This window comes from Roseimaritima sediminicola, assembly GCF_009618275.1.
In the GTDB taxonomy this organism is placed as follows: domain Bacteria; phylum Planctomycetota; class Planctomycetia; order Pirellulales; family Pirellulaceae; genus Roseimaritima; species Roseimaritima sediminicola.
The window spans coordinates 1-12,565 of record NZ_WIAD01000014.1 but is presented as its reverse complement, the minus strand read 5'-3'; the positions used below and the strand labels follow the sequence as shown (position 1 = coordinate 12,565).

At 61.8% G+C, this 12,565-nt stretch carries 14 protein-coding genes and 1 tRNA gene; 9 read left to right on the top strand and 6 right to left on the bottom strand.

All coding sequences use genetic code 11. The features are described 5' to 3' along the window. Positions 1-19: 19 nt before the first annotated feature. Positions 20-922: an SDR family oxidoreductase gene (locus GE027_RS09255; RefSeq protein WP_153556908.1), complete on the bottom strand. Its 903-nt coding sequence runs from the start codon at positions 920-922 to the stop codon at positions 20-22. A 249-nt stretch (positions 923-1,171) separates the two neighbouring features. Here GE027_RS09255 and GE027_RS09250 point away from each other — a divergent pair, with 249 nt between their 5' ends. Beyond that, positions 1,172-1,765 carry an exopolysaccharide biosynthesis protein gene (locus GE027_RS09250; RefSeq protein WP_153556907.1) on the top strand — a complete coding sequence of 198 codons (594 nt, stop codon included), beginning with the start codon at positions 1,172-1,174 and terminating at the stop codon, positions 1,763-1,765. Between the two features lie 429 nt (positions 1,766-2,194). Here GE027_RS09250 and GE027_RS09245 read toward each other — a convergent pair whose 3' ends face one another. The 3 genes from GE027_RS09245 to GE027_RS09235 form a co-directional block, all read right to left on the bottom strand. Further along, a complete protein-coding gene (locus GE027_RS09245; protein WP_153556906.1) occupies positions 2,195-2,707 on the bottom strand; it encodes a YciE/YciF ferroxidase family protein in 513 nt (170 codons plus the stop codon). Between the two features lie 190 nt (positions 2,708-2,897). Then, complete coding sequence (locus GE027_RS09240; RefSeq protein ID WP_153556905.1) at positions 2,898-3,077, bottom strand: YqaE/Pmp3 family membrane protein; 180 nt, start codon at positions 3,075-3,077, stop codon at positions 2,898-2,900. Positions 3,078-3,352: 275 nt separating this feature from the next. After that, positions 3,353-3,886: an inorganic diphosphatase gene (locus GE027_RS09235; RefSeq protein WP_153556904.1), complete on the bottom strand. Its 534-nt coding sequence runs from the start codon at positions 3,884-3,886 to the stop codon at positions 3,353-3,355. A 313-nt stretch (positions 3,887-4,199) separates the two neighbouring features. Between GE027_RS09235 and GE027_RS09230 the strand changes: the two genes are divergently transcribed. Then, positions 4,200-4,445 (top strand): hypothetical protein, encoded by a 246-nt coding sequence (locus tag GE027_RS09230; RefSeq protein WP_153556903.1) that lies wholly within the window; start codon positions 4,200-4,202, stop codon positions 4,443-4,445. Between the two features lie 362 nt (positions 4,446-4,807). Next, positions 4,808-5,533: a DUF434 domain-containing protein gene (locus GE027_RS09220; RefSeq protein WP_162006650.1), complete on the top strand. Its 726-nt coding sequence runs from the start codon at positions 4,808-4,810 to the stop codon at positions 5,531-5,533. A 130-nt stretch (positions 5,534-5,663) separates the two neighbouring features. Here the strand turns inward: GE027_RS09220 and GE027_RS09215 are convergent. Next, positions 5,664-5,737, bottom strand: a tRNA-Asp gene (locus GE027_RS09215). 205 nt (positions 5,738-5,942) lie between these two features. Between GE027_RS09215 and GE027_RS09210 the strand changes: the two genes are divergently transcribed. The 4 genes from GE027_RS09210 (at position 5,943) to GE027_RS09195 (ending at position 10,248) form a co-directional block, all read left to right on the top strand. Further along, positions 5,943-6,107, top strand: a complete 165-nt coding sequence (locus GE027_RS09210; RefSeq protein WP_153556900.1) for a hypothetical protein — start codon at positions 5,943-5,945, stop codon at positions 6,105-6,107. 308 nt (positions 6,108-6,415) lie between these two features. Then, entirely contained in the window at positions 6,416-6,742 is a 327-nt protein-coding gene (locus GE027_RS09205; protein WP_153556899.1) for a DUF6793 family protein, read from the top strand. 4 nt (positions 6,743-6,746) lie between these two features. Next, complete coding sequence (locus GE027_RS09200; RefSeq protein ID WP_153556898.1) at positions 6,747-9,290, top strand: hypothetical protein; 2,544 nt, start codon at positions 6,747-6,749, stop codon at positions 9,288-9,290. Between the two features lie 31 nt (positions 9,291-9,321). Further along, positions 9,322-10,248: an ABC transporter ATP-binding protein gene (locus GE027_RS09195; RefSeq protein ID WP_153556897.1), complete on the top strand. Its 927-nt coding sequence runs from the start codon at positions 9,322-9,324 to the stop codon at positions 10,246-10,248. Here the strand turns inward: GE027_RS09195 and GE027_RS09190 are convergent. Further along, positions 10,245-10,991 (bottom strand): hypothetical protein, encoded by a 747-nt coding sequence (locus GE027_RS09190; RefSeq protein ID WP_153556896.1) that lies wholly within the window; start codon positions 10,989-10,991, stop codon positions 10,245-10,247. The two genes, GE027_RS09195 and GE027_RS09190, sit on opposite strands and share 4 nt — an antisense overlap. A gap of 397 nt (positions 10,992-11,388) precedes the next feature. Between GE027_RS09190 and GE027_RS09185 the strand changes: the two genes are divergently transcribed. After that, positions 11,389-11,841 (top strand): hypothetical protein, encoded by a 453-nt coding sequence (locus GE027_RS09185; protein WP_202617372.1) that lies wholly within the window; start codon positions 11,389-11,391, stop codon positions 11,839-11,841. A 273-nt stretch (positions 11,842-12,114) separates the two neighbouring features. After that, a partial coding sequence (locus tag GE027_RS23050; RefSeq protein ID WP_202617371.1) for a hypothetical protein occupies positions 12,115-12,565 on the top strand: 451 nt, incomplete at its 3' end.

Sequence of the window (12,565 nt, the reverse complement as noted above, 5' to 3'; positions counted from 1 at the left end):
GCGGCCGGGGCAGTCCCGCCTACAGCGGCGTGCGTCCGCCGGTGCAGCCGAAGATTTCGCCGGTGACGAAGCTGGCTTCGGGGCTGGCCAGCCAGACGTACAACGGCGCCAGTTCCGCGGGCTGTGCCGGGCGTTCGAAGACCGTATTGCCGCCGAACTTTTCCAGTTTGTCTTCGGGCATGGTGCTGGGAATCAGCGGCGTCCACACCGGCCCGGGCGCCACCGCGTTGACCCGCACGCCACGCTTGATGGCCAACTCGCTCATGGCTTTGGTCATTCCCGCGACGGCTCCCTTGCTGGCCGAGTAGGGCAGCAGGTAACCGCTGGGGTCGAAGCTCTGGATCGACGCCGTGTTGATGATGCTGCCGCCGGGCGGCAGATGCGCAAGCGCCGCTCGCGACAACCAGAACGGTGCGTAGACGTTGGTTTTGAAGACGCGGTCGAAGACCTCGGTGGAAAACTCGTCGACCTGTTCACGAGTTTGTTGGTAGGCGGCATTGTTGATCAGGATTTCCAGTTTCCCGAATTGGTCCACGACTTGTTGGATCAGCGATTCACAGGTGGACTGTTCGCGAAGATCGCCTTTGAGGGTCACGCTCTTCACGCCGGCTTCGCGCACCAGTTCGGCGGTGCGTTTGGCGTCCTCGTCTTCGGACAGGTAGCTGATCGCCACGTCGGCGCCTTCGCGAGCGTAGGCCAGGGCCACCGCTCGACCGATGCCGCTATCGCTACCGGTGATCAGGGCCGTCAAACCGCTCAGTTTGCCACTGCCCTTGTAGGTTTGCTCGCCGTGATCGGGCGTCGGCGTCATCTGAGTCGTTTTGCCGGGGACGGCGAACTGCTCCTGCTGTTTGAATGGCGGTTGGCTGTACAGCGTGCGGGGATCGACCAGGGTGACACGGTGCTCGGTCGCGGTGGACATCGATAAAGCCTCGGTTGGGGAAAGGGAGCGGAGTCAATTGCAAACGCCCATTGCCGGTGCAAGTCTCGTTCCCGCCCGGGGCGTGCTGGCCTCGGATTTGCAGCGGTTCGTACCGCAGCAAGCATCCGTGTCGCAGCGAGCATCCGTGTCGCAGCGAGCGGCCGTACCGCAGCAAGCAGCCGTGCCCGAGCGTTCACCGCTCCGGGGGACGCTCTCCGCCCTTGGTCACACGAATGAAAAGGAAACTTCATGCCTGCCCACCGTACCGCTCCTCTCCATCAGCTATTAAACGAGGTGCAGGCCACTGCCGAAGACCATGATCCGCTGACCCTCGGGCAGGTCATGGACCAGATTGGTCACCAGTCCTACGCGTCGCTGTTGTTGGTGATTGGACTGGTGATGGCCGTCCCGGGGCCGGCAGACATTCCCGGCGTCCCGACGTTGCTGGGTATCGTCGTGATCCTCATCGCCGTGCAGATGGTGATGCGCCGCGAGCACCTGTGGATCCCGGGCTGGATGGAACGCCGGAAAGTGCGACGCAAGCACGTCGACAAGATGATTTCGTGGCTTCGCAAGCCGGCCGGTTGGCTGGACCGCGTAACCAAGCCTCGCTACCAAGCGTTGCTCAACCATGGCAGCGTGACGATGATCGCGGTGGCCTGCATCGTGGTGGCCATGACGACACCGGTGTTGGAGTTTATTCCCTTCAGCGCCAACCTGGCCGGAGCCGCGATCGCCGCATTCGGTTTGGCGGTGATGGCCCGCGATGGTTTGGTGGCCGCAATCGCCATCGCCTTATCGGTCGCGATGGTCGGGCTGATCGTCTATCAGTTGGCGGGTTAGGTGGTAGCTGAAGTCGCCAGACGCTGGACGTCGTCCCACCGGGACTGAAACGCGGTTGCGCGGGCGACCGCACCGCGGGGCTCGCCCGCTTTGGGGCTACCACACGCCATCGCTCTGCGATTCCGGCAGGCGTTGTCGCCACCAGCAAGCAACAGCCACGGAGTGGCGATACGCGGTAGCCCTGGGTGCCAACTCAGGATAGGAATCGCCTAAAGGCTAGACTCCAGCGCATAAAAAAACGCGTGCCAGCCCCGGGGCTGATAGGCCACAGCCTTTATCAGCCGCAGTGCGCTAGCACGCGGTTACCATCAGCCGCAGTGCGCTAGCCCGCGGTTACCATCAGCCGCAGGACGCCAGCACGCGGTCACCTTTCGCCGGCAAACCCACCGCCGGCGAGCGTGCCGCGATACGTCGACTCGGGGCGCTCGATCAGGCGTTCGACGCGGCCACATTCACCGACGACTCAGCGATCGAGCTCAGCTTCTTGTCCGCGTTGCCTTCTTCCTGCAGGGTCTGCTGCAGCAGATCGGCAACGTCGCTGCGGCCGCATCGCTGGGCGAAGTTACGAGCCGAACCGTAGCCGGCCATCTCGTAGTGTTCGACACGTTGGGCCGCGGCGATCAAGGCCGCATCGCGCACCATCGGATCACCCTTCGCTTCGATCATCTCTTCGCCTTCTTTGACCAGCCCCTTCATCGCTTCGCAGGACTCGCGTTTGGCCGAGCGATCGAGCAACTTGAAGGCTTGCTCCAGTCGCTGGACGTGCCCCTTGGTCTCTTCCAAGTGCTCGCGGAAGGCTTGCTTTAGTTCGCTCGACGAAGCGGCTTCGGCCATCTTCGGCAGCGCCTCGACCAAGCGATGTTCGGCGTCGTAGAGGTCTTGCAGTTGTTCGACCAACAGGTCTTCCAACGAGTTGAATTCGGTGCTCGTAAACAGTCCCATTTCCATTCTCCTTTTTGCGCGTATCACAAACCGTAATACCGAAAAAAGGCGTGCAAACGTCAAGCCAACCGGCTGTGCATCGGATGAACGATCCTAAACGACCCCAAACGACCCCGATATCGGTCCGCGACCGATCAGGGCTGGATGATCGCCGACCAAGGTTCGCTGCGCTGACGGAGTTTTTTGGATCTTACAGTTTCGTCATTCCGGGCTGCCGAGCCGCCATGATATAGACCGCGTGCAGCATCCCGGGAATGAAGCCCAGTAGGGTCAGCCCACAATTGATCCAAAAATGTTTTCCGACGCCGAACTGGATGTAGACGGCAGCCGGCGGAAGCAGAAAAGCCAGCAGAAGGCGGATGAATTCCATCGTAATAATCCCTCGAAGAAGACGCCTCAGCTTGCGGCCCGTCGACTGATTCGAAAACGCATGGCTTTCGTGAGCCGTTTGGGCGATAGCCTCGGTTTTGCGGTGCCGAAACCGAGGCTAGCACCTAAACGGCTCGATAAATCCACAGGCCGCTTGCCCGGCAGGCGGCGCCGGGCGGCTGCAAGCGAAGGAGAGTTCTAGAGGACCAGATGGTGCAACAACGATGCCAACTTCGGCGACCGTTTCATAGCCTGATAGGGAGAGCTCCGCCCCGCTCAGACGCGTTTCCGCCGATACCGCTGGCAAGCTTCTGCGATGATGCGATGGGCGACTTCCACGGACTGCATGTCGCGAACGTCTACCTCGACACCTTCCAATTGCTTGTAGTCGAGAAAGAAGCGTTGCACGGTCCTCAGCCGATGTGGGGGCAGTTGGTCGATGCAGTCGAATCCGCTGTATTCAGGATCGGCGGTGGCGACGGCGATGATTTTGTGATCGGCCTTGCCCTGGTCGTCCATGGTCAGCATCCCGATCGGCTTGGCTTCCATCAGCGTCAACGGCTGCACGGCGAACTGGCAGAGGATCAGGATGTCCAGCGGGTCGTCGTCTTCGCCCCAGGACTGCGGAATGAATCCGTAATTGGCGGGAAAGTGGACCGCCGAGTACAGCACGCGGTCCATCCGCAACAAGCCGGTCGCTTTGTCCAGTTCGTACTTGATCGTGCCCCCGCGCCCGATCTCGACGATCGTATTGACCACCTCCGGTGCGTGATCGCCTGCGGAGACGTCGTGAAAGGGATGGACAGTCATAGGCATCTTGCCGGGGAAGAAGGAACGTCTGTCGTCGGTGAGTCAGGATGGCGACTGAGTCTGGATGGGGACAGCCACGGGCAACCATTCTACGGCTAGGCCTCGCAAAGGCCAGCGCGAGCCGGGACCGCGTCCCCTGGGCGGGTCAACAAGATCGGCTGGTGTGACCCTTCGTTTGCATCGCCGTTCTGTTCGCAGGGGGCACACGATTTGCGGCATTTTCCTCGCCGAGCCGTGGCTTGGATTCGAAGCCACATGCACCGAACTTGACCGTATCTTCACTTTTTACTCAACAGTAGACGGGAGTCCTCGGATGACCACCGCACAACAAACCCAGCATATAGGTGATACGGCTGCCATCGCCGATCACGATCACGATCTGGTCCACGAACTGAGTAAGCGGATCGATGGCGTTTGGCGGTATGATCAGTACATCGCCAACGCCGAAGGCAACTCGGAACTCCAGAATTTCTGGCGTTCGCTGAAACAGCAGGACCAGGAGAACGTGGCCAAGCTAAAAGAGTTGGTCGCCACGGAAGTCAAGAAAGACTGCTTCTGATTTTGCAGGCCATCGAACAGTCCGCAAGCGGAGAATCCAGCGGAGAGTTGCTGGAGGATCCAGAGGAGCTGTTAAGCGAACATCAGCGGCAAAGTCAAGGCACGAAGGCATCGGAACAAATCGCCGACCAGCTTCAGCAACGCTTCACGCAGGCGGGCTAAGCTGGCAACAACACGCTCGCACGAACAGCGCGGGACTTCGTCACTTGCGGTTCCTGGGCGGCTGCCGGGGCGAGGCCGAGGATCAGCAGGCCCACGATGGCACTGGCCCGCGTGCCAGCCAGAACGCGTGCCAGCCAGAAAGAGGGGATGGAGGTCTTTTCCGCAAGAAGATCCCCGTCCCCTCTTGGAAGAATTGTTGTCATGCCCGACCATCGCAAGCATCGCGGCCCGCACCCCTACGATCGGCGCCTGTTCGGCGACGACGTGTTGGCTCGTCTTTCCCATGCCGTTGAGGACCTGTCCTGGCTGCTGAGCCGTCGCTATGCGGCGGCTTCCGCGCTCAAACTGGTAGGCGACCGTTATGCGCTCCGGACGCGGCAACGGGTGGCCGTGGGGCGGTGCAGCTGCAGCGATGGCGATGCAACGCGGCGAAAGCAGCATCAAGTTTCTGTGCACAACCTGCCGGGCAACGCCCTGTGGATCGATGGGTTCAACGTGCTGACGACGCTGGAAGCCGCCTTGTCGGGTGGGGTGATTCTGCAGGCTCGAGATGGTTGTTTTCGTGACATGGCCAGCATGCACGGCAGCTACCGCCGCGTGGAGGAAACCGCTCGAGCGATCCAGATCCTGGGCGAACGGCTGGCGGCCTGGAAGGTGAGCTCTTGTCGCTGGCTGCTCGACCGGCCGGTCTCCAACAGCGGCCGCTTGAAAACAATGCTCCGCGAAACCGTTCGGCAGCACGGCTGGGACTGGGAGGTCGAGTTGGTGCCGGACCCGGATGCCGTGCTGGTGAAAGCCCCGCAAGTCGTCGCTTCGGCCGATAGCCAGATCCTGGACCGCGCGGCGAAGTGGTTTAACCTCGCTCGCGGTGCCGTCGAATCCAAAGTGCAAGACGCCTGGGTCGTTCGTCCCACATCGCGCGAATGACCGGACAACACAGAGTCACCGCTCGATGTGGCCGAATGAGCGAACCGCAGTCCACCACATCGGCGGAGCGGTCAGCAGCCGGAGCAAGCATCCCGCGAAAGAGAGCGGGATCGGCTGTAAAGAAAGAAAGCGACGCGGACGGGACTCGAACCCGCAACCTCCGGATCGACAGTCCGGGGCTCTAACCAATTGAGCTACCGCGCCAGATGTCCTGGCGTCGCAGACGCTTTAACGTCTGACAGGATGAGGATTATACGTTTGGTCTATCGGCTCGCAAGCCGGGGTGGATGAGTTTTCGAGGACTTTTTTTCTCAAAAACTCGCTCGGCTCCGACCGCCGAAGAATCCCTAACCTAGCCTTCCTTGGAGGATCTCACAATGGCCCCTGTCCGTTTCTTTCCGAGTCGATCATGAACCCGCTCTCGATTGCTTCCAGCTTCAGCTTTCGGTACGCCCTGGACGACCTGGTGCGGTACTGCAACAACCTGAACATGACCCAGTGGGGCATCCTGGCGGCCTGCGCGGTGGCCTTTGGGTTCCTCTGCATGCGCAGTACGGACCTGCGCAAGTCGTAAACCGCAGTCCGCGAGGGGGCGGATGTTTTCAAGCGGCGGTGGCGTTTATTCGGTTTTTCTCGGCTGGGACAACCGAGCTACTTTGTTTGGTTTCTCGGCTGGGACAACCGAGCTACTTTGGCGCCTCACGGCTGGGGCAGCCGAGCTACTTTGGCGCAGGCCGCATCTTCGGAACGATTCTGTTTGCGTTTCATTTGCCCGGCGGTTGGAATTGTTGCAGCCCCGTCAGGGGGCGGTATGATGCACAACTACGCAGGTTGCCGGTTGCTGCATACTTCGCCTCGTTCGTACTGACAGGAGTGGACGCGATGCCTCTGTTCGAGATTGAAACCAACGCACACATTATTATTACCTGGGCCGAAGACGAGTCGGCGGCTCAGAGTGTCGTCGACGAAGCGTATCCCAGTGACGAGGTCATCCGCTTGACCAAACGCCCGCGTGACAGCTGGGTGATCAGCAAGGGGGCGTTGGGGCTGAGCACGCCGGCGATCGACCCTTGCGGCGTGGCTCGTGATTGTTTGTCGAAGTCCGCCGGCGACAAGGTTCACGCGATCCGCCTGTATCGCCAGGAAACGGGCTCCGACCTGGAGACCGCTCGCAAGGTGATCGAATCCAACATGGTCATGGGCTGGTAACGCGGTGGTGGATGCCAGCGGTCGCTCGTCTGATTCCTCTTTGGCTCGCCGGCGGCCGTTCTGGCGTTGGCTCTGTTTGCTGCTGCTCCTTCCCGCACTGGTCGGCTGTGAGGGATGTCGTCACGACGACCCAGAGGACGACGAGGCGTTGCCGGTCAACCAGTTCACCGCCTCGGCCGTGGCCCCGGCGCCCAGCGGTCAGGCACCGTCCGACTACCGCCTCAAACCCGGTCACTGGTTGTCGGCCAGCAAACCGCTGCAAGCCAATCGCGAAGACCAACGCGGCACGCTGGAAGTGTTCACCGGACACGTGCTTCGCGATGAATGGGGCAAAGCCCAACGCGTCGCCCAGCCGGTGCTGGCCCAGCGCCCGGCCGTGCTGCCCAAGGGACAGCGCAAACGATTGGACTTCCGCGCTCTGGCACCGCTGCCCGGGCGGATCGATGCTCGCGAAGGTTTTTTCCGCGACCGCTTGATCAGCCGGCAACAGGGGCTGGCCTACGACAGCGGCGATAAGATCGTCGAGATGTTGCGACCCGAACAGTATTTCTTTGTCATCTTGACGAGTCGTCCCGAGCGCTTTGTCAGTTTGCAGGTCGCCGACTGGGTCAAGCCGCCGCGAGATATCAACCGCGACGAGTCTTCGGCCAACCCGGTCAATTATCGGGTCGTGTTTCCCAAAGAGGACGACCTGCTGCCTCTGCCCGACACGATGCTGGACTGGACCAGCACGGCGTACCTGTTGTGGGACGATGTCCCGATCGATCGCTTGACCCCCGCCCAGCAACAGGCCGTGGTGGACTGGTTGCACTGGGGCGGCCGCATCCTGATCAACGGTCGGTACGCCGACCAAACGCTTGCGGGCAGCCCGCTGGACCCCTGGCTGCCGATGTCGGCGGAACGCTTGGGGGAGTGGGAGCCGGAGGCTTTTGCCGCGATGCTGGAGTCCTGGTCGGTCGAGGACGATGCCACGACCGTCCAGCAGCAGGCCGTGGTTCGTCAGAGCGGCGCCCGCGTGGCTCTTGAGGGCAGTCTTCGCAGCGAGGCCGAAGCGGTGCCCAATACGGGCGACCTGGTGCTTTCACGCCGCGTGGGACTGGGCCGAATCGTGATGACGCGTTTCGATCTGACCACCGACGTGCTGGGCAACTGGGCCTCGCGCGACAGCTTCTTTAACAACGTCCTGCTCACTCGGCCGCCGCGTCGCTACAACGATTCGGGCGATTCGCGGCTGTTGCTCGAGTACGCGGACGATCCCACCAGCAACGACAATCTGCCGGCTTTGAATACTTGGGTTCGGCTGTTGGCTCGCGACGGTCTGGCACCGTTCGATGCCCGCCGCTGGAACCTCGAAGACGACGCGCCGGCTCCCGCGGCTCGGCGGGCCGCCAGCGGCGAGGCGGACGAGGGTCGCGCCGCGCCGCAAGAGCCCTCGTCCCGCGACCGGAGCTCCCAGGCCGTCTCGTCGCAACTGGCCGCCTGGGCTCCGCCGGCCAGCATCGCCGAACCGCTGGGCGGGGTCGGTGCCTGGACCGACCGCAGCCAGGTCGCCACGTTGGTGCTCAATGGTCTGGTCCGCGAATCGGGGATCTCGATCCCGCCGCCATCTTTTGTCGCCAAGTCGCTGGCCTGGTACCTGGTAATTCTGGTGCCGCTGAACTACCTGATTTTTCGCCTCTTCCGGCGGCTGGAGTACGCCTGGATCGCGGTGCCCCTGATCGCCATCGGCGGCGCCGTCTGGGTCGCTCGTGCGGCACGCTTGGACATCGGTTTTGCGCGACTGCAAAACGAGCTCTGTGTGCTGGAGATGCAACCCGGCTACGACCGAGCGCACCTGAGCAGTTTTCTGGCGCTGTACAGCTCGTTGGGCACGGACTACGAACTGGCCTTCGACACGGCCGACGCGGTGGCCTTGCCGGTGGGCATTTGGCACGACAGTTTGGAATCGGATTCGGTGCGCTTGCGATTCGGCTACGGCGCGGGCCCGATCCTGGCGGGCGTGCAGGTCGCCTCGAACCAGACCCGCCTGGTGCACGCCGAACAGATCCTTTCGGTCGGCGGCTCGATCGCGCTGTCCGCCGACGGACAGGCCCTGCAAAACGATTCCGACCTGACGCTAGAACACGCCTTTGTGGTGCGAAGCGCTGGCGACGAGGGAGCCGAATTGGCGGTCGTTCGCGACGTGGCGTCCGGCGGCACGCACGGCTTGCGGTTCAGCCGTTACGATGAAAGCCGACTGGACGAAAGCTGGCAGGACGGCGACGCCGCTCGCGAGTTGACTTTGCCGGTCCGGCAATTGCTCGTCGCGCTCTCCTCGCCGGATGTGCTGCGTGCGGGCGAAGCCCGAGTGGTGGCGTCCGTCTCTTCGGTCCCGAGCAAACTGCGGGTCGAACCGGCGGCCAATCAGATCGACCGACAGAGCGTCTTGGTGGCACACCTGCAACACGCTGCTCCGCCCGCCGCTCGGCCCGACGTGAACCTCGCACCGCCGCCCCAAGAGACGGTCGACGACATGATGTTGGACCAGGAGCTCGACGCTTCGTTTTAAAGCCTTCGGTTTGTAAGGACTCTCGCTGCGGATGATCGAATTACACGGCTTCGGCAAAGACTACGGCGATTTCACCGCGGTAGAAAACCTGGACCTCCAGATCGAGGCCGGGGAGACGTTCGGCTTTATCGGTCCCAATGGGGCCGGCAAGAGCACCACCATCCGCTTCCTGGCCACCCTGCTGAAACCCACTCGCGGCGGCGGTTCGGTCGCCGGCCACAGCGTCACCGGGGACCCGGTCGCGGTGCGCAAAGCCGTGGGGTACATGCCCGATAACTTCGGCGTTTACGACGGCATGAAGGTCTGGGAGTTTCTGGACTTCTTCGCGGTCGCTTACCGCATCGGCCGCACCCAACGCAAGCAGATCATCACCGAAGTCCTCGAACTGCTGGACCTGACCCACAAACGCGACGACTTCGTCAACGGGTTGTCGCGAGGCATGAAACAGCGGCTGTGTCTGGCCAAAACCCTGGTGCACGATCCGCCGGTATTGATTTTGGACGAACCGGCCAGCGGCCTGGATCCGCGGGCTCGCGTCGAGGTCAAAGCCCTGCTGAAAGAACTGCGGCGGATGGGCAAGACGATTTTGATCAGCAGCCACATCCTGACCGAGCTGGCCGATTGCTGTACGTCGATCGGGATCATCGAACGCGGGCAACTGTTGATGCACGGACCGATCAACGAAGTCTATCGCCAGATCCGCCGCAATCGCGTCGTCGAAATCCAGTTCCACGACAGCCGCGATGCGGGCTTGTCGATCCTCCGCAGCCATGAGTCGCTGCAGGGACTGGAAGTCGAACCGACGCGAGTGGTAGCGGAAATGGCGATCGATGATCAGGGTCTGGCGGATCTACTGGAGCACATGATCCGCGAAGGGGTGCGGATCAAATCCTTCAACGACAAAGACCCCACCCTGGAAGACGTGTTCATGACCGTGACCAAGGGCCTGGTAACCTAGCGCAACCAGGTCATGATCGGCGTGCTGGCGACGACCGGCGGCGGCAACACACTCGGCTGCAGCACCGAGGGCTGCATGCCGGTCTGGGTGGTCGAACGGTTGGGCGGATCGCTGGCCAGCGAAGCGATTCCGCCGACGACCGCACTGGCGGGAATCGTCGGTGCCGGGGCCGCCGCGGCAATCTGCGTGCTGGGCTGATAGGGCTGGAGACGCGCGATCACGGTGTTGTCGGCCGTGGGCGCCGCCGACCCCTGCACCAACTCGTACTGCACGACCGATTCCCGAGCCATCCGGGTCACCTGCGTCGGCACCGTGTCGGTCTGTTTCTCAGCCACCCACTGCGTGGACGTGACCGGTTGTTGGATGGTTTCGCTGCGCGCTTGCCAGCGAGTGCGCGGCACGTAGGCGTAGCCCAGCGACGCCGGCACGAAGGGGTTCCAGCGGTTGTACAGCCGCGGCTCCAGCTCGTACTGAACCGTGGGCGAATACACCGTGCGTTGCTGGGATTGCACCTGGGTGACGACCTGCGGTTTGTAGATCGTTCGCTCGCGGACTTGCGTGCGCACCTCGCTGACCGGTTTTTCGATGGTCCGCTGGACGCGGCGATAGACGTTCCCGGTGGCGGGATCGGTGTAGAACCCACTGCCGGCCGGAGCGGGGTTGGGTTGTTGGCCGGCGGCCACGCCACAATGAACCGACAAGGCGACCAGCGAGAGACAAACGATACGAAACGACATGCGCATCGGCAGAGCGTCCTTCATCCTTGGGGGGAATCGCTTAGTTAAGTCGTGTCGATGGCAAACAAAGAGGAGATCGTCGAGCAGCCAAGGGGCCATCTGACTTGCTACTTCGGCCGCCGAGTGCAGGCCGCTGGAGCAAACTGCCCGCGATTTCGCCAGCTCGTCTTTGCTAGCGACCACAGGAACTTCACTGGTTTGTTCAGTCCCGCTATTCAAACTACCCGGCTGGCTCCAACGGGCGGAACGTCGCTGCCAAAAGGCGGAATGCGGCATCAACCTTGACGGCAAAACGCTGGTTTTCGTACCGGCGAAACCAGAACGGCAAGGAAGCCGGATCCGCTGCCGGCAAGCCTGGCGGCGGCGGTCACGATCGAAGGGCGAACAAAAAAGGATGGACCTGATGAACGGATTTATCTGCCTGTCGCTGGTTGCCGCCAGTGTGATGACCGCTTCGACCGGCGACGAACCGGTGGTCCAGCAGCGAGTCGATTTGATCGAAGTCAACCATTTCCTGGACGATAACGGGCGGCATGTGTTCGACCAGATCGTCTTCTACGACTGGTCCAAGGCCGATCGCTGTTACAATGTCCGCGCCTGGCGGTTGGTCAAAACCCCTGATCAGCTGCCCGTGCGGCAATGGAAACCCCACCGCTACCGCTGCATCTGGCACGACGACGGTGTCCTGCGCGAAGTCTGGTCGCCGCTGTACCGGGAGAGCTGGTCGCAGCGGGACCCGGAACGGGAGAACCGCAAACGCTTGGCCGAAGACCAGCGGCCGGAACTGCGTCGGCCGCCCGCCCTCCGCCGCGCCGGGGGCGATCCGCCGTCCGGCAACGACAGCCAGCAGCGGTAGGTCGCAAACCCCGAAGCTCGGAGCATTCCCACATCCGAAGCGACAGCCCGTCTAAAGGAAAGCCGAGGGCCGTAGCGCACAGCGGCCGACCGTTGCCGAGCCGCCCCGGCATCGCAAGTGAACAAAACGCCATAGCTCGAATGGGGTGTTTGTGATATTGCCCAGCTCAGCCAATAAAAACTCCGCAATATCCGCGGCTGAGCCGCCATAAACTCCCTATACTGACGCACTAACCCGCTAATAATTCATCGTTACGCAAAGAATTGGATCAATTTGAAAGACAGCACCAACTCGAAAGGCTTCGTTTTCTGGTCGCTGGTTGGCGCTGTACTTGTTGTCGCAGTGTGGGCCATCGCCGGTTTGCTCACGTGGCGGTCATTTGAATCGCCTGAACTTCGCGGCACGTTCGGGGATATGTTTGGGGCTGTGAACGCGTTGTTTTCGGGTCTAGCGTTTCTTGGAGTAATCGTCGCCATCATCTTGCAGAAGATGGAACTCGAAGAACAGCGGCGCGAGATACGAGATTCACGGTTGGCGCATCAGCAATCAGCCCGTGCACTTGAAGGACAGCTGGAATCGTCTACGTTGCAAGTAGAAATTGACGCACTGAATCATATCGTGGACAGTCTTCAAACTCGTATCGAAGGAATGGTAACCAGAACTTCTCACATTGTGATCGTTGAGGATCAACAAAAACTAGATGCGTTGAAGAAAGAACGGACTT

What these genes read in the sequence shown, in the direction of transcription:
- GE027_RS09235 (WP_153556904.1), bottom strand. Translation starts at nt 3,886, where the DNA reads ATGACTGTCCATCCCTTTCACGACGTCTCCGCAGGCGATCACGCACCG.
- GE027_RS09185 (WP_202617372.1), top strand. Translation starts at nt 11,389, where the DNA reads ATGAACGGATTTATCTGCCTGTCGCTGGTTGCCGCCAGTGTGATGACC.
- GE027_RS09195 (WP_153556897.1), top strand. Translation starts at nt 9,322, where the DNA reads ATGATCGAATTACACGGCTTCGGCAAAGACTACGGCGATTTCACCGCG.
- GE027_RS09190 (WP_153556896.1), bottom strand. Translation starts at nt 10,991, where the DNA reads ATGCGCATGTCGTTTCGTATCGTTTGTCTCTCGCTGGTCGCCTTGTCG.
- GE027_RS09245 (WP_153556906.1), bottom strand. Translation starts at nt 2,707, where the DNA reads ATGGGACTGTTTACGAGCACCGAATTCAACTCGTTGGAAGACCTGTTG.
- GE027_RS09240 (WP_153556905.1), bottom strand. Translation starts at nt 3,077, where the DNA reads ATGGAATTCATCCGCCTTCTGCTGGCTTTTCTGCTTCCGCCGGCTGCC.
- GE027_RS09210 (WP_153556900.1), top strand. Translation starts at nt 5,943, where the DNA reads ATGAACCCGCTCTCGATTGCTTCCAGCTTCAGCTTTCGGTACGCCCTG.
- GE027_RS09250 (WP_153556907.1), top strand. Translation starts at nt 1,172, where the DNA reads ATGCCTGCCCACCGTACCGCTCCTCTCCATCAGCTATTAAACGAGGTG.
- GE027_RS09220 (WP_162006650.1), top strand. Translation starts at nt 4,808, where the DNA reads ATGCCCGACCATCGCAAGCATCGCGGCCCGCACCCCTACGATCGGCGC.
- GE027_RS09255 (WP_153556908.1), bottom strand. Translation starts at nt 922, where the DNA reads ATGTCCACCGCGACCGAGCACCGTGTCACCCTGGTCGATCCCCGCACG.
- GE027_RS09205 (WP_153556899.1), top strand. Translation starts at nt 6,416, where the DNA reads ATGCCTCTGTTCGAGATTGAAACCAACGCACACATTATTATTACCTGG.
- GE027_RS09230 (WP_153556903.1), top strand. Translation starts at nt 4,200, where the DNA reads ATGACCACCGCACAACAAACCCAGCATATAGGTGATACGGCTGCCATC.